Origin of the sequence: Actinotalea alkalitolerans (genome assembly GCF_023369855.1) — a bacterium.
In the GTDB taxonomy this organism is placed as follows: domain Bacteria; phylum Actinomycetota; class Actinomycetes; order Actinomycetales; family Cellulomonadaceae; genus Actinotalea.
Genome location: NZ_JAMBPP010000021.1, coordinates 1 through 17776 on the forward strand (window position 1 = coordinate 1; position 17776 = coordinate 17776).

21 protein-coding genes are annotated in these 17776 nt (G+C 74.5%); 6 read left to right on the plus strand and 15 right to left on the minus strand.

What is annotated here, in order from left to right; genetic code table 11:
- A partial coding sequence (locus M1R94_RS20975) for a hypothetical protein (protein WP_374109496.1) occupies positions 1 to 183 on the plus strand: 183 nt, incomplete at its 5' end.
- Between the two features lie 70 nt (positions 184 to 253).
- On the opposite strand, the gene M1R94_RS18720 is transcribed toward M1R94_RS20975, so the two are convergent.
- The 4 genes from M1R94_RS18720 to M1R94_RS18735 all read right to left on the minus strand — a co-directional run bounded on the left by M1R94_RS18720 (position 254) and on the right by M1R94_RS18735 (position 4927).
- Positions 254 to 1591: a S1C family serine protease gene (locus tag M1R94_RS18720; RefSeq protein WP_249383252.1), complete on the minus strand. Its 1338-nt coding sequence runs from the start codon at positions 1589 to 1591 to the stop codon at positions 254 to 256.
- Positions 1592 to 1677: 86 nt separating this feature from the next.
- The gene (gene menD / locus M1R94_RS18725) at positions 1678 to 3459 is read right to left on the minus strand and encodes a 2-succinyl-5-enolpyruvyl-6-hydroxy-3-cyclohexene-1-carboxylic-acid synthase (RefSeq protein WP_249383253.1); all 1782 of its coding nucleotides are present in this window, start codon (positions 3457 to 3459) and stop codon (positions 1678 to 1680) included.
- Positions 3456 to 4424, minus strand: a complete 969-nt coding sequence (locus M1R94_RS18730) for an o-succinylbenzoate synthase (RefSeq protein WP_249383254.1) — start codon at positions 4422 to 4424, stop codon at positions 3456 to 3458. Before M1R94_RS18730 ends, menD begins: the two co-directional genes overlap by 4 nt.
- Before the next feature lie 32 nt (positions 4425 to 4456).
- On the minus strand, positions 4457 to 4927 hold the full coding sequence (locus M1R94_RS18735; RefSeq protein ID WP_249383255.1) for a hypothetical protein: 471 nt from the start codon (positions 4925 to 4927) through the stop codon (positions 4457 to 4459).
- 103 nt (positions 4928 to 5030) lie between these two features.
- Here M1R94_RS18735 and M1R94_RS18740 point away from each other — a divergent pair, with 103 nt between their 5' ends.
- On the plus strand, positions 5031 to 5987 hold the full coding sequence (locus tag M1R94_RS18740; RefSeq protein ID WP_249383256.1) for a 1,4-dihydroxy-2-naphthoyl-CoA synthase: 957 nt from the start codon (positions 5031 to 5033) through the stop codon (positions 5985 to 5987).
- Positions 5988 to 6029: 42 nt separating this feature from the next.
- Here the strand turns inward: M1R94_RS18740 and M1R94_RS18745 are convergent, their stop codons facing one another.
- Both M1R94_RS18745 and M1R94_RS18750 read right to left on the minus strand, forming a co-directional pair.
- Entirely contained in the window at positions 6030 to 6239 is a 210-nt protein-coding gene (locus M1R94_RS18745) for a hypothetical protein (protein WP_249383257.1), read from the minus strand.
- 126 nt (positions 6240 to 6365) lie between these two features.
- The gene (locus tag M1R94_RS18750; protein WP_249383258.1) at positions 6366 to 7517 is read right to left on the minus strand and encodes a DUF3048 domain-containing protein; all 1152 of its coding nucleotides are present in this window, start codon (positions 7515 to 7517) and stop codon (positions 6366 to 6368) included.
- Between the two features lie 77 nt (positions 7518 to 7594).
- Here M1R94_RS18750 and menE point away from each other — a divergent pair, with 77 nt between their 5' ends.
- Both menE and M1R94_RS18760 read left to right on the plus strand, forming a co-directional pair.
- Positions 7595 to 8815 carry an o-succinylbenzoate--CoA ligase gene (gene menE, locus M1R94_RS18755; RefSeq protein ID WP_249383259.1) on the plus strand — a complete coding sequence of 407 codons (1221 nt, stop codon included), beginning with the start codon at positions 7595 to 7597 and terminating at the stop codon, positions 8813 to 8815.
- Entirely contained in the window at positions 8799 to 9668 is an 870-nt protein-coding gene (locus M1R94_RS18760) for a 1,4-dihydroxy-2-naphthoate polyprenyltransferase (protein WP_249383260.1), read from the plus strand. Before menE ends, M1R94_RS18760 begins: the two co-directional genes overlap by 17 nt.
- Before the next feature lie 56 nt (positions 9669 to 9724).
- Here M1R94_RS18760 and M1R94_RS18765 read toward each other — a convergent pair whose 3' ends face one another.
- A complete protein-coding gene (locus M1R94_RS18765; protein ID WP_249383261.1) occupies positions 9725 to 10036 on the minus strand; it encodes a DUF4229 domain-containing protein in 312 nt (103 codons plus the stop codon).
- Between the two features lie 38 nt (positions 10037 to 10074).
- Here M1R94_RS18765 and M1R94_RS18770 point away from each other — a divergent pair, with 38 nt between their 5' ends.
- Positions 10075 to 10542, plus strand: coding sequence for a PLD nuclease N-terminal domain-containing protein (locus M1R94_RS18770; RefSeq protein ID WP_249383262.1), 468 nt, complete (start codon positions 10075 to 10077; stop codon positions 10540 to 10542).
- On the opposite strand, the gene ccsB is transcribed toward M1R94_RS18770, so the two are convergent.
- The 6 genes from ccsB to M1R94_RS18800 are packed head-to-tail and all read right to left on the minus strand — an operon-like array spanning position 10539 to position 15940.
- Positions 10539 to 11528 (minus strand): c-type cytochrome biogenesis protein CcsB, encoded by a 990-nt coding sequence (gene ccsB, locus M1R94_RS18775; protein ID WP_249383263.1) that lies wholly within the window; start codon positions 11526 to 11528, stop codon positions 10539 to 10541. The genes M1R94_RS18770 and ccsB overlap by 4 nt on opposite strands.
- On the minus strand, positions 11515 to 13254 hold the full coding sequence (resB, locus tag M1R94_RS18780) for a cytochrome c biogenesis protein ResB (RefSeq protein WP_249383264.1): 1740 nt from the start codon (positions 13252 to 13254) through the stop codon (positions 11515 to 11517). The genes ccsB and resB overlap by 14 nt, the downstream gene beginning before the upstream one ends.
- Positions 13254 to 14114: a cytochrome c biogenesis CcdA family protein gene (locus M1R94_RS18785; protein WP_249383265.1), complete on the minus strand. Its 861-nt coding sequence runs from the start codon at positions 14112 to 14114 to the stop codon at positions 13254 to 13256. Before M1R94_RS18785 ends, resB begins: the two co-directional genes overlap by 1 nt.
- Positions 14111 to 14692: a TlpA family protein disulfide reductase gene (locus tag M1R94_RS18790; protein ID WP_249383266.1), complete on the minus strand. Its 582-nt coding sequence runs from the start codon at positions 14690 to 14692 to the stop codon at positions 14111 to 14113. The genes M1R94_RS18785 and M1R94_RS18790 overlap by 4 nt, the downstream gene beginning before the upstream one ends.
- On the minus strand, positions 14689 to 15351 hold the full coding sequence (locus tag M1R94_RS18795) for a histidine phosphatase family protein (protein WP_249383267.1): 663 nt from the start codon (positions 15349 to 15351) through the stop codon (positions 14689 to 14691). Before M1R94_RS18795 ends, M1R94_RS18790 begins: the two co-directional genes overlap by 4 nt.
- A gap of 19 nt (positions 15352 to 15370) precedes the next feature.
- Positions 15371 to 15940: a MarR family winged helix-turn-helix transcriptional regulator gene (locus M1R94_RS18800; RefSeq protein ID WP_249383268.1), complete on the minus strand. Its 570-nt coding sequence runs from the start codon at positions 15938 to 15940 to the stop codon at positions 15371 to 15373.
- A 200-nt stretch (positions 15941 to 16140) separates the two neighbouring features.
- Here M1R94_RS18800 and M1R94_RS18805 point away from each other — a divergent pair, with 200 nt between their 5' ends.
- Positions 16141 to 16698 (plus strand): YceI family protein, encoded by a 558-nt coding sequence (locus tag M1R94_RS18805; RefSeq protein ID WP_249383269.1) that lies wholly within the window; start codon positions 16141 to 16143, stop codon positions 16696 to 16698.
- A gap of 141 nt (positions 16699 to 16839) precedes the next feature.
- Here M1R94_RS18805 and M1R94_RS18810 read toward each other — a convergent pair whose 3' ends face one another.
- Entirely contained in the window at positions 16840 to 17475 is a 636-nt protein-coding gene (locus M1R94_RS18810) for a redox-sensing transcriptional repressor Rex (protein ID WP_249383270.1), read from the minus strand.
- A complete protein-coding gene (locus M1R94_RS18815; protein WP_249383271.1) occupies positions 17472 to 17750 on the minus strand; it encodes a glutaredoxin family protein in 279 nt (92 codons plus the stop codon). The genes M1R94_RS18810 and M1R94_RS18815 overlap by 4 nt, the downstream gene beginning before the upstream one ends.
- Positions 17751 to 17776: the final 26 nt, after the last annotated feature.

A 17776-nucleotide genomic window follows, 5' to 3' on the forward strand; every position in this document is an offset into this window, starting at 1 on the left:
ATGGCGGGGGGTCGGCGGCGGTGGCGTCGGTCATCTGTCGTCCCTCTCTCGTGCCGGGTGTACGCAGCGTGGCGCGGGCCCCCCGGGGGGGGGGGGCCCGCCCCCGCCTCGGACCCCGCGGCCGAGCTCGCGGAGTCCGAGGCCAAGCTCGAGCCGATGCGTCACGCCCTCGGCTCGGACTGACCGACGACACCCCTGACCAGGCCTCGCCGCACGGCACCGGTCGCGGGCCGGGTCAGCCGTCGCGGGCGGGTCAGCCGCGCGGGCCGGACCGTCCGCGCTCGGGGGTGACCTCGGGGACCACGGCCGCTGCCACGGCCTGACGGACCGCGAAGGTCACCTCGACCTCGACGACCTCTCCCGAGCGCACGACCGTGAGCGTCGAGCCCTCGCCTGCGGCCCGCTCGCGGACGAAGGCCGTCAGCGACTCGGCACCGTTGACCGGGTCGCCGTCGATCGCGACGACCACGTCACCCACCCGGATCCCCGCGTCACCCGCCGGCGAGTCCGCGGTGACCTCCTCGACCACAGCCCCTCGCCGCGTCGTGCCGGACGCCGTGGCGGTGCCGTCGCTCAACGACACCCCGAGGAAGGCGTGCTCGACCGTGCCGTCGGTGATCAGCTGGTCGGCCACCCGCGCCGCGAGGTCCGCCGGGATGGCGAAGCCCAGACCGATCGACCCGCTCGACGAACCGCCCGAGAGCGTCGCGATCGACGAGGTGATCCCGATGACCTCGCCCGAGGCGTCGAACAGCGGGCCACCGCTGTTGCCCGGGTTGATCGCCGCGTCGATCTGGATCGCGTTGGTGACCACCGTCTCGTCGCTCGAGCCCGAGGTCGTGACCGGCCGGTCCAGGGCCGAGACGATGCCGGTCGTCACGGTGCTGTCCAGCCCGAGCGGGTTGCCGACGGCCATGACCGGCGCACCGACCCTGACCACGTCCGAGCTGCCCAGCACCGCCGGTGAGAGGTCCTCGGGCGGGTCGGTGAGCCGGATCACCGCGAGGTCCGTGGTCGGGTCGGTGCCCACGATCGTCGCGGGGTGCACCCGGCCGTCAGCCAGGGTCACGCGCAGGCCGCCGTCGACCGCACCGCTGACCACGTGGTCGTTGGTCAGGATGTTGCCGTCGGCGTCGATCACGACGCCCGAGCCCTGCCCCGTGCCCTGGGCGGACCGCACGTCGATGGCCACCACCGAGTCCCGGACGGTGGCCGCGACCGCCTGCCAGTCGGGGGTGGTCCCCGTCGAGCCTGCGACGGGGACGCTCACCGACTCCTGCCTGCCCAGGGCGTCGAGGGACGAGGTCTGGTCGGAGGCGCCGGTGAACGCGCCGGTGAGGCCCGCGGTCAGCAGGCTCGCCGCGAGCGCCGCGGCGGTCGCCGTCCCGGCCAGCGGCCACCAGCGGGGACGGCTCGCGACGGCCACCGAGGTCGGAGGCACGGCCGACCCGCCGGCGTCTGCGGGTGCGACCGCCCAGAAGGCCGTCGGGTCCGGGGCGTGCACCGGGTTCGCCAGCGGCGGTCGGGGCGGGGGCGGAGGTGCGCTGGGGTCGGGGGTGGTGCGGTCCGGGTCGGGGACGTGGGTGCTCATGGGTGGACCTCCTTCAGGTTCACCCATCTCACCTCGCCGCCCTGCGACCCCCCTGGGTGCTGGCTGGGAGTTCCCTGGGAACGGGGTCAGCCCCCGTGCACAGCGTCGCGGACGGCCCGTGCGAGCGCCGCGTGCAGGTCGCGCCGGCCCGACCGGTCGACGCCGACCTCGACCACCGAGGTCCCGGTGACCGGCCGGGCCAGGACCGCACGCAACCCGTCGAGCTCGTCCACCCGGACGTGCGCCACGCCGTACCCGGCGCACAGGGCACCGATGTCCGCGCCGTGCGGGGTCCCGAAGACCCGCTCGAAGGCTGAGGTGTGCTGCGGCTCGCCGTGCTCGAGGGTCGCAAAGATCGAGCCGCCGTCGTCGTTGGCCACCACCACCTGCAGGTCGGGTCGCCGCTCGAGCGGACCCACCAGCAGGCCGCCGACGTCGTGCAGGAAGGTCAGGTCGCCCACGTACGCCCGGACCGGGCCGGCCAGCGCCAGCGCGACCCCCGAGGCGGTCGAGAGCACACCGTCGATCCCGGCGAGCCCGCGGTTGGCCAGCACCAGCGGCGAGCCACGCCAGCCGCCGACCAGGTCGAGGTCGCGCACCGGGTTGCTCGAGCCGACCACGAGGACCCCGTCGGGGGCGGTCGCGGCGACGACCGCGGCGGCCACCTGCGGTCCGGTCGGCCGGGGCGAGCGGGCGAGGACCTCGCCGACCGCCGACGAGGCCCGCCGACCGGCCTCCTGCCACCGGGCGAGCCACGCGACGCCGTCGGGCCCACCGTGACCGGACGTCCCCACCGGTCGCACCGGGAGATCACGAAGGTCGGTCACGACCAGCCGTGCCGAGCGGGTCGCGTCGGGCCAGGCAGCACCCCAGGGAGCGACCACGACCGTGTCGACGTCCTCGCGCCCGAGGAGCTCCTGCACGGGACGGGACAGCGTGGGCCGGCCGAGCACCACGACGCGCTGGACGCGCCCCCCCAGATGAGGCTCGGCGAGCAGGAGCCGGTAGGCGGGGATCGTGCACGCCCCGCCCCAGGCCCCCGAGGTCGGCTCGGCGAGCAGCGGCCAGCCGTGGGCCTCGGCGAGGTCGCGGGCCGCCGGGCCGGCGCCGTCCCCGGCCACGACGACCGTGCGCAACGGCTCGGCACCCGCCGGCGCGTCGCCGGCCTGCACCCCGGTCCCCGCGCCGCCGCGCGGCACGACCGCCGTCAGGCCGGGGTCGACCCGGTCGGGCCAGGGCTCCTCGCCAGGCACCAGCGGGTCCCGGAAGGAGAGGTCGAGATGCACCGGACCGGGGTCGCCGGTGCGCGCACCGGTCGCAGCGGCCACCGCTCGCGCGGCCAGGTGCCGCAGGTCACGGTCCTCCCCCGGACGTCCGGTCGGCGCGGGGACGTCCAGGGTCAGCCGTACCGGCTCGAGCAGGCCGACCTGCTCGGTGGTCTGGTTCGCCCCCGTGCCGCGCAGCTCGTGCGGGCGGTCCGCGGTGAGGAGCAGCAGCGGCAGACCCGCGTGGTAGGCCTCGAGCACCGCCGGGTGCAGGTTCGCCACCGCGGTCCCCGAGGTGGTGACCACCGCGACCGGTCGGAGCGCGCCCCGGGCCCGGGCCGCCTGAGCCAGGCCGAGCGCCAGGAAGCCGGCGCTGCGCTCGTCGATCCGGACGTGCAGGTCCAGGGCGGGGGCCGCCGGGTCGCGGTCCGCGTCTGGTCGGGCGCACTCGGCGACCGCGTGGGCGAGCGGGGCGCTGCGCGAGCCGGGGGCCAGCACCACGTGCCGCACACCCAGGTCGGCCAGGGCCTGCACCAGCACCCGCGCGGCACGCGTGGACGGGTTGCCGGGAGCGCCCGGCACGGTCGAGTCTCGCTCGGTCATCCGCGGGCCTCCATCCGCCCGGCCCTGGCCCTCCACCGGCCGGTCAGCTCCGCATCGGCCGCGTGGGCCGCCAGCAGCTCTGCGGTCGGCTCGGGTCGCCGCACCGTGATCATCCCGTCCACCGGGAGCAACGGCTCGGGGACGACGTCGTCCACCATCAGCTGGGCGGTGGCCAGCCCGCACGCGTAGGGCAGCTCGGGCAGCGCAGCGGCCAGGGCGATGCCCGCGGCCAGCCCGACCGAGGTCTCCAGGGCCGACGACACCACCACGGGCAGCCCGACCTGCTCGGCGAGCTCGAGGCAGGCACGCACCCCGCCCAGCGGCGCGACCTTGAGCACGACGACGTCCGCTGCCTCGGCGCGCACCACCGCCATCGGGTCCTCGGCACGGCGGATGGACTCGTCGGCCGCCACCAGGACGTGCGTGGCCCGCCGTACCGCGGCGAGGTCGGCCACCGAGGCGCACGGCTGCTCGACGTACTCCAGCCCTCCCGCGGCCCGGTCCAGCACCCGCAGCCTCGAGATCGCGGTGGGCAGGTCCCACGCCCCGTTGGCATCGATCCGGATCCGACCGTCGGGACCCAGCGCGTCACGCACGGCCTCGAGGCGCTCGACCTCGGCGGCCACGTCCTGGCCGGGCTCGGCGACCTTGACCTTGGCGGTACGGCAGCCCGCGGAGGTGGTCACGAGTCGATGCGCGGCAGGCCCGTCGACCGCGGGGACCGTGACGTTCACCGGGACCGCCTGACGCACCGGGTCGGGCCAGCCGAGATCGGCGGCCTCACGGGCGGACCGCCACCACGCGCGCGCCTCGGCGTCCTCGTACTCCCAGAACGGCGCGAACTCCCCCCAGCCCGCGGGACCGCGCAGCAGCACACCGTCCCGGGACGTCACGCCGCGGAACCGGGTGCGCAGGCCCACCCGGTACACGTGCAGCCCCGTGGACGGGAGGGCGGCGGAGGTCACCGGGCCACCGTAGTGCCGCCACGCCACCGACCTCACTCCCGGGCGACCGCGTCCAGCACCACCACCTGGTCGACGCCCGTGGTGCAGAAGCGGCCGAAGGACCCGTAGTAGCTCGAGGGGTCCGACCATCCGGGCAGCGTCCCGAGCGCGACGACGGCGCCGGTCCCGGTGACCCGTGCGCCGTCCAGGAGCTCGCTGCCTCCTGCGAGGCGCACCCGGTCACCGGCGTGCTCGGCGTCGGACGGCCAGACCACCCACCGGCGTGGATGGTCCTCCTGGCCGGCCGTCCCGGGGTCGAGCTCGAGCGTGAAGCACCCGTTGTCCTCGACCCAGAAGGTCCCGGCCAGCGCGGTGCGGTCACCGACGAAGGGCTCGTCCGGGGGCTGGGTCGGCAGACCGAACCCGGCCTGCACGTCGTGGCCACCGCAGGCGCCCAGCCCGATGACCGCCACGAGCATCGTCACCGCGCACGGCAGACCGCGCGGCCGCGCTCGACCGTCCACGGCACGACCTCCCGCCGGCCGCGTCCGGGCAGCCTTGCCGGTGATCATCCGGCTCGACCGGTGCCGTCCACAAGGGGAGACCACCTGACCTATCGTGGCGGCCATGAGCGCACTCCCCCAGGTCTCGGCCACGTTCGACCCGACCCGCTGGCGCCCGGTCGAGGGGTTCGAGGGCCTCACCGACCTCACCTACCACCGCGCGGTCACCCGGCCGGCCGGTGAGTCGGCCCCCCGCGACCTGCCGGTCGTGCGGATCGCCTTCGACCGCCCCGAGGTGCGCAACGCCTTCCGACCGCACACCGTCGACGAGCTCTACCGCGCGCTGGACCACGCCCGGATGACCTCCGACGTCGGCTGCGTGCTGCTGACCGGGAACGGACCCAGCGCGAAGGACGGCGGCTGGGCGTTCTGCTCGGGTGGCGACCAGCGGATCCGCGGCCGGGACGGCTACCGCTACACCGAGTCCACCGCGACCCAGACCGCCGACGGCATCGACCCCGCCCGGGCCGGGCGTCTGCACATCCTCGAGGTGCAGCGACTCATCCGGACCATGCCCAAGGTCGTGGTGGCCGTGGTGGACGGCTGGGCCGCGGGAGGGGGCCACTCGCTGCACGTCGTGGCCGACCTGTCCATCGCCTGCCGTCAGCACGGCCGGTTCAAGCAGACCGACGCCGACGTCGGCTCGTTCGACGGCGGCTACGGATCGGCGTACCTGGCCCGTCAGGTGGGCCAGAAGCGCGCGCGGGAGATCTTCTTCCTCGCTCGCGAGTACTCGGCCGACGACGCCGAGCGGTGGGGGGCGGTCAACGAGGTCGCCGACCACGACGACGTCGAGGAGCTCGCGCTCGAGTACGCCCGGACCATCGCGACGAAGTCCCCGCAGGCCCTGCGGATGCTCAAGTTCGCGTTCAACCTCGCCGACGACGGCCTCGCCGGGCAGCAGGTGTTCGCCGGGGAGGCCACCCGCCTGGCGTACATGACCGACGAGGCGGTCGAGGGCCGGGATGCGTTCCTCGAACGCCGGGCACCGGACTGGGCCCCTTTCCCGCACCACTTCTGAGCCCGTCGTCCCGGGGCCCCCCACCCCGGGACGACGAAGCGGTCAGTAGGTGCCCAGCACCCACACGCCGAAGTCGAGCACGGTGCGCAAGGTCAGCACGCCCACCGCCAGCACGCCGAACAGCAGCGTCACGGCCAGGGCGACCGGGACGACCGAACGCAGGCGCTCACGGTCGAGCCCGACGCCCCGACGGCTCGCGGGGACTCCGTAGGGCGAGTGGGGACCGACGTGGTGGACGGTGATCTGGGCCATGCACCCAGCCTGGTCGCACCCGGCCGCGAGCGGATCGGCCCGAGGGCTGGATCCTGAGGCGGCCGGGTCCTCCGCAGGGTGCGCAGGATCGGCCCGCCCTCATCCTCCGGTCGTACGCCGAGAGGCTCAGCCGACGGTGAGCGAACCCTTGCCCGCCGGGATCATCTCGACCCAGGTGTTGCCCGGAGCGAGCAGGATCGGCTGACCGCCGGCGTCGACGAGCTCCATCGGAGCGTCCTCGGCGCCCTTGCGCCAGGTGCCCTCGACCACGTGGCCTCCGGTCGCCACCGTCGCCGGGCCCTCACCGACCAGCTCGTAGGTCGGCACGGCGGCTCCGCCCTGGGCCCCGAAGCCCGTGGCCGGGTGGTTGGCGGTGACCGCCACGACGTTGACCGACGTCAGCTGGGCGCCGCTCGGCGCGGTCGCGGGGGTCGAGCCCTCCGAGCGCAGCCAGACACCGCCGGTCGGGTCCCACGCCCACGACGGGGACGACTGACCCGACAGCCGGAACGCCAACGACCCAGCCGGGGTACCGCCGGCCGGTGCGGTCGCCAGGTCCGCGCGCTGCGCGAAGGCGAACTGCTGCGCGGGCGATGCCCGGTGGTTCTCGTCGGCCTCGTCGATGAACGCCTGCACCGATCCGTACACGTTGTGCGGGGCGCTGCGGGTCCGGATGCGGTACATGCCGCCGGCCCCCGCGTCCTGGCTGATCGGCTGCGAGGCGCTCGCATCGACCATGGCGAGGATGCCGGGCTGCCCTCCCGAGAACGCGATCAGCCCGCGCATCGGGGCGGTGATCGCCGGGTCCATCGGGCGGACGGAGCGGATCGGCCCGACCTCTTCGGGGACCTGCGAGTGGAACACCGCGACGAAGCGTGAGACCTCGAACTCGACGATCGTCTCCCAGACCACATCGGCCTGGTCGAGACCGCTCTGCGGCCGAACGCTCGAGGTGTTCTCGATCTTGACCGAGACCGCGGGACGCTCGGGGACCGCCTCGACGGGCACCCCGGTCAGCGGCCACACCACCGGAACGACCGGCTCGGGCGGGTTCCCACGGTTGTCGTCGATCGTGGGGGTGACGGTCACCGGGTCCGGCGCCTCGGGGGCCGGTGGGGACGAGCACGCGCTCACCAGCGCGAGCGAGACGAGGACCATCCCGGCCAGGGCCGCGCGCACCGGACGGTGCGGTGCGCGCCCGGCTCCGGGGACCCGGCCGGCGGTCGTGCGTGCCTGCGGTCCCACGTGCTGGGGGGTGGTCGCGGTCGTCCGTGCCACGGGGCAGCTCCTTCTCGTGCCGGCCCAGGTGGCCGACTTCCGCCGATCACTGTACGGCGCGTCCTACCCTGGCAGGTGTGACCCGGCCCGTGACCACGCTGCCCGTGGGCCGGACCGACCTCGGGCTGGCCCGCACCGTGTCCCGGGCCCTGCGCCACGCGATGGACGGGACGGGCCCCGCGATCGCCCCGGTCGAGCCCGACGGGCCGTCCCCCGACCTGCCCGTGAGCCGCGGGGTCCCCGACGACGTCGCCCTGGTGGTCCGGACGTCGGGCTCGACCGGGCAGCCGCGGGGCGTGATGCTCGCCGCGGCCGCGCTGCAGGCCTCGGCAGCAGCGACCCACGCCCGCCTGGGAGGCCCTGGGCGCTGGGTGCTCGCCCTGCCGCTGACCCACGTGGCCGGCCTCCAGGTGCTGCTGCGCGCCGCGGCGGCGGGGGTCGAGCCCCTCGTGGTGCCGGCGGGTGCAGGGTTCTCCCCGGCGGACCTCGCCACCGTCGTCGCCGGGGCGCCGAGCGACCTGCCGCTGTACACCTCGCTCGTGCCGACCCAGCTGCACCGGGTGCTCGAGCCCACGGCCGACCCGTCCTGGGTGGGTGCCCTGCGCCGGGTCGACGCGCTGCTCCTGGGGGGTGCGGCCGCACCGCCGGCCCTGCTCCGTGCGGCTGCCGACGCCGGGCTCCGGGTGGTCACGACCTACGGGATGACCGAGACCTGCGGTGGCTGCGTCTACGACGGGCACCCCCTGGACGGCGTCCGGGTAGCCGTCGACCCGCAGGGACGGATCGTCCTGGCCGGGCCGGTGCTGGCCCAGGGCTACCTCGGCCGGCCGGACCTGGACGCCGAGGCCTTCCACCTCGACGAGAGCACGGGTGCCCGGTGGCTGCGGACCCAGGACCTGGGCTCGCTCGACGGGGGCCGGCTGACGGTGCTCGGACGCGTCGACGAGGTCATCATCACCGGAGGGGTCAACGTCGCCCCCGCGCCCGTCGAGGCGGCCCTGGCGGCGCTGCCCGGCGTGGGCCAGGTCTGCGTGGTCGGGGTCCCGGACACCCGGTGGGGACAGGCGCTCACCGCGGTCGTGGTGGTCGCGCCCGGCTCCGTGCCCCCCGACCTGGGGGATGCCCGTGCCGCCGTCACCCGTACGCTGGGGGGCGCTGCCGCTCCCCGGCACGTGGTCGTCGTGGGCTCGCTGCCCGAGCGCGGACCCGGCAAGGTGGACCGCGCCGCGGTCGCCGTCCTGGCGGCCCGAGCACTCGACCGCACGCCCTGGACGGAGACCGATGGCCACCCCCGCTGAGTGGATCGAGGGCGCGCGTCTGCGCACCCTGCCGGCGGCGGTCGCCCCGGTCCTGGTGGGCACCGGGGCCGCAGCCCAGCTGGGCTCCGCATCGGTCCCGCGCGCCCTGCTCGCCGCAGGCGTCGCCCTAGCTCTCCAGGTGGGCGTGAACTACGCCAACGACTTCTCCGACGGTGTCCGGGGCACCGACGTCGACCGGGTCGGCCCGATGCGGCTGACGGCCTCCGGTGCCGCGCCGCCCCGGCAGGTCAAGACCGCCGCGTTCGCCTCGTTCGCGGTCGGAGGCCTGCTCGGCCTGGCGCTCGTGCTGGTCAGCGGCCACTGGTGGCTGCTGGCTGTCGGTGCGCTCGCGATCGCCGCCGCATGGGGCTACACCGGCGGTCGACGGCCCTACGGCTACCGCGGGCTCGGCGAGGTGGGGGTCTTCACGTTCTTCGGTCTGGTCGCGGTGCTCGGCACCACCTACACCCAGGCCGACCGGATCTCCTGGCCCGCGGTGCTCGGCGCCGTCGCGATCGGCCTGCTGGCCTGCGCGCTGCTCATGGTCAACAACCTGCGCGACATCCCCACCGACGCCGTCGTGGGCAAGCGGACCCTCGCCGTGCGGCTGGGTGACCACCGTTCCCGCCGGGTCTACGCCGTGCTGGTGGTGCTGCCCGTCCTGCTCGGCCTGGCCTGCGCCCTCGCGGCGCCCTGGTCACTGCTCGTGCTGCTCCTCGCCCCCGCAGCGGGGATCCTCGCCGGCACGGTGCTGCTCGGGGCCCGTGGGGTGCTCCTCAAGCCGGTGCTGGCCGGTACCGGTCTGCTCGAGCTGGGCTTCGGGGTGCTGCTCGGCCTCGGACTGGCCCTGTGAGGGCTCGCGGCTGAGCTCTCCCCGGCTGGGTGCGCCCCGCGATCACCCGACAGGACTCAGCGCGAGCCGTCGTCCGTGCGGGACTCGGGCCCTGCAGCGGGCGCGTCGGCCTCGGCGTCCTCGGCCAGGGCGTCCTGCTCGACCCCCGCGCTGAAGCGCTGCCCGCCGGCACGGCGTCGCTCGGCCCGCTCGGCCAACCATGTCGCCGCGGCGTCCCGCGGTCCGGTCAGCGCCGCGTAGGAGATCGCCCAGGCGAGCAGCGCGGCCACCAGGACGAGCAGCCACCCACCCATCCCGGCCAGCGCGAGGCCTACCAGGCACAGTCCGAGGAGGCCGAGGCGCAGCAGGGAGTAGACGATCAGGGGCACCGGTCCAGCGTAGGCGCCATCCGGCTTAGGGTGGACAGATGCTCCGCGCACTCGTCTACGTCGTCCCCCTGGCACTGGCGATCTACGCGTTGATCGACCTCTCGCGCAGCGAACCGTTCGAACGGGTAGGCATCCGCCGCCTGGTGTGGGTCGCGATCGTCGTGCTGCTGCCCGTGGTCGGTCCGATCGCGTGGATCGCCGTGAGCCGCAACCGCCGCTCGACCGAGGGCCCCCGCACCGGCACGCCGTCGGGTGGTCGACCTCGCCCGACGGGGCCCACCCGGCCGGGTGGTCGGCTCCCGCGCCGCCAGGAGAGCACGGCACCCGACGACGACCCGGACTTCCTGTGGCGGCTCGAGCAGCAGCAGCGCCGCCGTGGCCAGGGACCGGCATCGCCCGGCGCGAAGCCCGGAGACGACGTACCACCGACCGACCCGAGCGACCCGACCGAGCCGACCGAGGACGACAACGACACCCCGCCCGACACGGGGGCCACCCGCGGCTAGAGGCCGCTGTAGCTGTGCAGACCGTCGAAGAGCAGGTTCACGCCGGTGAAGTTGAAGATGACGGTCGCGTAGCCGACCACCACGAACCACGCCGCGCGACGTCCTGACCAGCCCCGGGTCGTGCGGGCGTGCAGGTACGCGGCGTAGACCACCCACACCACGAAGCTCCAGACCTCCTTGGGGTCCCAGCCCCAGTAGCGGGCCCAGGCCTGCTCGGCCCAGATGGCCCCCGCCATCACGGTGAAGGTCCACAGCACGAAGCCGACCGCGTTGATCCGGAAGGACAGCCCCTCGAGCTCGGCGGCCGGTGGCAACGCGTCGAGCATCCGCCAGCGGGACCCGGCCAGGCGGCTGCTCCCCGACGCCCGCGAGTCCTTGAGCAGCTGGAGGGTGCTGACCGCGAAAGCCACCGTGAACAGACCCGTGGCGATCACCGCGATCGAGACGTGGATGACCAGCCAGTAGCTCTGCAGGGCCGGCTCGACCGCGTCGGCAGGGACGTAGAAGGCGGTCAGCCCCAGGCCCAGGGCGAGCACCGCGATGCCGATCACGATCGTGCCGAGGAAACGCAGGTCCCGGCCCCGGCACAGCGCGAGGAAGGTCAGCACGGCCACGAGGCTGCCGACCAGGGCGAACTCGTACATGTTGGCCCACGGCACCCGTTCGGCGGCGACCCCGCGCAGCACGGTGCCGGCCACGTGGAGGACCGCACCGACGCCGGTGGTGGCCATCGCGATGCCGACAGCGCGTCGGCCCGCACGGGTCACCACGCCCTCGGGCCCCGACGGGTCGCCGACGGCCGGTCCCGTGGCGCTCGGGACGACGGGGCCTCCACCGGCACGTGCGTTCGCCACCGCACCGGCCCGGACGGGGCGGGCAGCACCGTCGGCGAGCCGCGCGAGGTCGACCGCGAAGGCCACCAGGCCGATCGCGTAGGCAGCGGTCGCGCCCCAGACCAGCAAGGTGCTCAGCTCACCGAGACTCATGTTCCTGCCTCTCGTGCGACGTCCCCGGCGAGGTCTCGCGGGCGGACGTGTCGTCGTGCGGGGTGGGGCCCGTGCGGGCCGCCGGGGCGTGCGAGGGCGCGGGGTCCAGTGCGCGCACCGCGTCCAGGAGGCGGTCGAGCTCTCCCTGGAGGCCGATGTCGTCCCCGCGGGCGAGCCCTGCGCCGTCGACCACTGTACGTCCCTGCACGGTGCGGATCCGCAGCCAGAGCCGCCGCCGAGGCGTGAACAGCGAGGTCGACAGACCGACCAGGGCGGCGATCGAGAAGGCCAGGATCCAGGCCAGCGCGGGGTCGTGCCGCAGGTCCAGGGCGACGAAGCGGGGCAGGTCGTTCCAGGTCAGGGTCCCGAGCCCGTCAGGCAGGTCGACCGTCTGCCCCGGCTCGAGGAAGAGGGTCACCGGGCGGCCGTCCGGCTCGAGGGCCTGGGTCATCCCGCTCTCGTCGAGGCGGTAGACGTTCTGCGGGATGCCGTCGTCCAGTCCCAGGTCCCCCGCCCACACGGTCAGCACGAGCAGCGGGCTCAGCGGTTGGGGGTAGATCGAGCGGGCGCCGAGGGGGGTCACCTCGGCGGTCGGCAGCAGGTACCCGACGATGCCGACCTGATCACCCGTGGACACGTCAGGGACCTTGATCACACCGCGGGAGCGGTAGAACGTGTCCTCGGGCAGGAAGGGGACGGCGCCCGCGAACGCCACCTCGCCGTCCGCGTCGTGCACCACGACGTCGGGGGCGTACCCGTTGCCCTGGAGGTAGATCTTGGCCTCGCCGACGGTCAGCGGGTGGTTGACGCGGATGGTCCGGGGCGACTCCTGCTCGCCGGGCAGACGGACGGTGACATCGGCCACGAAGTCCCGCGGGCGGGCCTCGGCGTCCTCGGTGAAGGCAGCGGTGAACCTGTCGAGCCGCAGCGTGAAGGGCGTCAGCGAGCGGGGGTCGAAGCCCGTGCCCGACTCGAAGGAGTCGTAGTCGGTGACCGCGTTGGCGAAACCGCGGCCCTCGACGACCAGGGCCTGCCCGCGGTAATGCAGGAACTGCCCCGCGGCGACCGACACGAGGATGCCGAGCAGGGCGAGGTGGAAGACCAGGTTGCCCGTCTCGCGCAGGTAGCCGCGCTCGGCCGAGACCGTGCGAGCCCCGTCGGGCTCGACGTCGTCGTCGGTGCGGAAGCGTGGCAGGGCGCGCAGCGGGCCGGTCAGCGCCACCCGGGCTGCTGCGACGACCTGCTCGGGGGTCGCGTCGAGGACGACCTCGCCGCGGGCGGGGAAGCGGGTGAGTCGGCGCGGCGTGCGCGGTGGGCGGGCCCGCACCCCGCGCAGGTGGGCAGCGACCCGCGGGAGGATGCAGCCGATCAGCGACAGGAACAGCAGCAGGTACACGGCCGAGAACCACACCGAGGCGAAGACGTCGAAGAAGCCGAGCCGGTCGAGCCACGGCCCGATGGTCGGGTTGTCCGCCAGGTAGCCCGCCACGGCGGCAGGGTCCTGCGGGCGCTGCGGGAGCACCGAGCCGGGAACGGCGACGACCGCGAGCAGCATCAGCAGCAGCAGCGCGACGCGCATGCTGGTCAGCTGCCGCCACGTCCAGCGCAGCGTCCCGACCAGGCCGAGGCTGGGCAGGCGGGGTGGCTCCTCGGAGCCCCCGGCACCCTCCTGGTCGTAGGCGTCACCGGTGTGACCGGCGGGCCGATAGCTCGCGTCGGTCGCCATCACACCACCGGCTCGAAGCCGCCGATGAGTCCCTGCAGGGACTGCGTCCAGGCTCCCCACAGCCCGCTGACCAGCGCGAGGCCCACCACCACGAGCACCACCCCGCCCAGCCGCATGATCGCCACCCGGTGCGCCCGCAGGAAGCCCAGCGCCCGCGTCGACCGCTCGAACCCGAGGGCGATGAGCAGGAAGGGCAGGCCGAGACCTGCGCAGTAGGCCACCGAGAGCAGGGCACCGCGGCCCGCCGAGGCCCCGTCCAGGGCCAAGGTGTAGACCGCCACCAGGGTGGGGCCGATGCACGGTGCCCAGCCCAGGCCGAAGACCACGCCGAGCAGCGGCGCACCCCAGAGACCGGCCGAGGGCGCGAGCCGCAGCCGGCGCTCACGCTGCGCGAACGGCAGCCAGCCGGTGAAGACCAGTCCCATGAGGATCACCACGACGCCCAGGACCCGCGTGATCGGGTCGCTCCACTGGTTGACCACGGCCCCGAGCGACCCGGCCAGCACCCCGAACAGCACGAAGACCACGGTGAAGCCGAGGACGAACAGCCCGACCCCGGCGAGCATGCGCCCACGGGCGACCTCGCCGAGGGTCGTGGGTGACGGCTGGTGGGCAGGGGCTCCGGACGCAGCCTGCGCTGAAGCACCCGCGACGACCCGGTCGGCGACGGGTCTGGCCGCGGCGCTCCCGGCCATCCCGGTCACGTAGCCCAGGTAGCCGGGCACCAGGGGCAGCACGCACGGCGAGGCGAACGAGACCAGACCGGCGATCACCGCGACCGGGACGGCGAGCAGCAGGGACCCGTCCAGGACGGTGGCCTGGAAGGTGTCCCCGATCCCCGCGAGCAGCGCTGCGTTCACTCCTCCTCCGCGAGCAGCTCGTCGACCACGGAGCGCAGCGTGGAGGGGTCGATCAGACCCAGGACCCGACCGGCGACCTTGCCCTGACGGTCCAGCACGACGGTGGTCGGCACGGCCTGCACCGGGACGACACCCTGGAGCGCGGCCACCGCGGCTCCGTCGGCGTCGTGCACCGAGGGGTAGGGGATGGCGAAGGTGCGTTCGAAGGGCTGGGCCGCGCCGGGGTCGTCGGTCGAGTTGATCCCGAGCAGGTGGACCCCGCGGTCGGCGTAGTCCTCGGCCAGGGCGACCAGGTCGGGCGCCTCGGCGCGGCAGGGCGGGCACTGCGCGTACCAGGTGTTGAGCACCACGACGTCGCCGCGCCAGTCGGACACGTCCACCGGCTCACCCGCGAAGTCGGTCCCGACGATCTCGACCGGGCCGGTGCGGTCACCGGCCTCCCAGGTGGTGACCGACCGGTCTCCCGAGACGTACCCGGCCTCTGCGCCGGTCTCGGTCCACCCTCCGCTCACGCTCGGGGCGCAGCCGACCAGGCCGAGGGCGAGCACCGCGGCCGCCGCACCCCGCCACCGGCTCATGCCCCGGGGACCGTCGGGGCGTCGGGCAGCAGGTCGGCTGCGGGCTCGCTGTAGGTGATGCCGGTGAGCAGGTCGCCGTCGTAGTGCAGCGAGGTCAGGGAGGCGACGCTGCACTCGCGCCGGCGCGGGTCGTGCCACAGGCGCTTGCCCTCGAGGGCCTGCCGGGTCACCCAGATGGGGAGCTGGTGGCTCACGATGACGGCCTCGTGCCCCTGTGCTGCGGTCCGGGCCGCCGCGACGCCGGCGAGCATCCGGGCGACCTGGGCACGGTACGGCTCGCCCCACGACGGGCGCAGCGGGTTCCACAGGTGGCGCCAGTGCGCGGGACGGCGCAGCGAGCCGTCACCGACCCCGAAGGTCAGTCCCTCGAAGTGGTTCTCGGCCTCGAGCAGCCGCTCGTCGGTGGCGAGGTCGAGCCCGAAGGCCTCCGCGATGGGCGTCGCGGTCTCCTGCGCGCGCTGGAGGGGTGAGGCGACCACGTGCACCACGTCGCGGCGGGCCTGCCCGGACGGGCCCGAGCCCGAGAGGTGTGCCGCGACCCGCTCGGCCATCGCCTGGCCGCGCTCGGAGAGCCGGAACCCGGCGATCCTGCCGTAGAGCACACCGTCGGGGTTGTGGACCTCGCCGTGGCGCAGGAGGTGGACTGTCGTGGTGGCCATGGGACCAGTGTCCCAAACCTCACGGGGTGGGTGTGCCACTCCCCGCAGCCGCGGGTGCCTGCGGGGACGGCCCCTGGGCGACGATCGCCATCGCCTCGCCCAGCGCGCGGAGCTGGTCCGTGGTCAGCAGGTCGACCATGTGCCGCCGCACGGCGTCGACGTGGCCGGGGGCGGTCTGCTGGAGGGTCGCGAAACCGGTGTCGGTCAGCACGCAGTTGACCCCGCGGCCGTCGTCGCGGCAGGTGCGGCGCTCCACCAGCGAACGGTCCTCCATCCGTCGCACGGTGTGGGTGAGCCTGCTGCGCGAGAAGACGAGCTCGGCGGCGAGCTCGGACATGCGCAGCGTGCGCTGCGGGGACTCGGAGAGCCGGACGAGCACCTCGTACTCGCTCAGCGACATGCCGGCCTCGGCCTCGAGCTGGCGGTTGAGCGCGTCGTTGAGGCGCGAGGAGCCGAGGAGGAAGGCACGCCAGGCGCGTTGCTGACCGTCGTCGAGCCACCGCCCGTCCGGGGCCTGGCCGTCCTGGTGCTGCATCGGGTCCGGCACGTCGACGGTCTCGTCGAGGTCCGCGTGGTCCACCTGTGTCATGTCGCCCTCTTTCCTCTGCGCCCTCCCCCGTACGACCGGGCACGGCCCCAGGGTTTCACGCGCCGGGGGGATTCGGGCGCTCACGGGGCTTGCGTCGCTGGTTCGAGTGTAGTACAAATATCAACTAAGAGTTCTTGAGAGTTCAACCATTCTCTCGGAGCCACCTTCCCACCCCGAACCGTCGTCCCCGGAGGACCACCATGACCGTCGTCACCACCCGCCCCGAGACCCTCACCCCCGGCACCTGGACCATCGACGCCTCGCACTCCGAGGCCGCCTTCAGCGTGCGTCACGCCGGGATCTCCCGGGTCCGCGGGACCGTCGCGATCACCGAGGGCACCATCGTCGTCACCGATGACCTGGCCGGCTCGACGGTCACGGTCTCGCTCGACCCCGCCACGATCGACACCCGCGACGCAGGGCGCGACGGCCACCTCAAGAGCGCCGACTTCTTCGACGTCGAGAGCCACCCCACCTGGAGCTTCACCTCGACCGCGATCCGCACCGACGGTGAGGACCACGTCATCCAGGGCGACCTGACGATCCACGGCCAGACCCGTCCGGTCGAGCTCGCCACCGAGTTCAACGGTGCCGCCGTCGACCCGTTCGGCAACGCGCGCGTCGGGTTCTCGGCCACCACGACGATCTCCCGCAAGGACTTCGGGCTCACCTGGAACGCCGCCCTGGAGACCGGTGGCGTGCTGGTCAGCGACAAGGTCACCATCTCCCTCGAGGTCTCGGCCATCAAGGCCGTCTGACCCCAAGCACCCGCCGCCGCGCCACGCCCCCCAGGGCGGACCCGCGACCCGGCAGCACCGGACGCCGTCGACGCCCCCCTGCGTCGGCGGCGTCCTGCGTCCGGGTGACGTCCGTACCCACCGGACCGGCCGTCGGCGCGGTCAGCCGCCGGTCTTGCGCCGCTCGTGGAAGGCCAGGATCTGCAGCTCGGTGGCGAGGTCGACCGACCGCACGTCGACCCCGTCCGGCACCTGCAGGACGAGCGGGACGAAGGTGAGGATCCCGGTCACACCGCTCGCGACCAGCCGGTCGCACAGCTCCTGGGCGACCGGTGCCGGGGTCGCGAGCACCGCGATCTGCGCCCTCTCGCGCGCGACGATCTGCTCGAGACCCTCGGCCGGCTCGACCACCAGGTTCGCGACGGAGGTCCCGACGACCGCGGCATCGGCGTCGACCAGCGCGGCCACGCGGAACCCCTGCCCGGCCCCGGCGACGTAGTTGGCCAGGGCGTGCCCCAGGTTCCCGATCCCGACGATCACCACGGCGAGGTCTCCGGTCAGCCCCAGGGCGGCCGTGACCTGGGTGTGCAGGTGGGCGACGTCGTACCCGACCCCACGCACCCCGTGCGACCCCAGGAAGGACAGGTCACGTCGCAGCTGGGCCGACCCGACGCCGGCGTGCTCGGCGAGCTCCCCCGAGGAGGTCGTGGTCACCCCCGACCCGGCGAGCGCCTCGAGTGCGCGCAGGTAGATCGGGAGTCGCGCGACCGTCGAGGCGGGGACCGCCCGTGCACTCACCTGCGACCCCGTCCGTCCTGCAGGGCTCGGTGCAGCCGCGCCGCATCCACCCGCCAGAACCCCTGGGGCACCCCGTCGACGGTGACCACGGGCACCTTCTCGCCGTACTCCTCGACCAGGGTCGCGGTCTGCGGACCGGCGTCCTGGATGTCGACCTCCGCCCAGGACTCCCCCGCCTCGGCGGCGACCTGCTCGACGACCACCCGCGCGTCCTCGCACAGGTGACACCCCGCACGGACGTAGAGCACCAGGCGGTCCGGATCCTGTGCGCTCATGGGTCAACCCTAGAACGCCTGGTTAC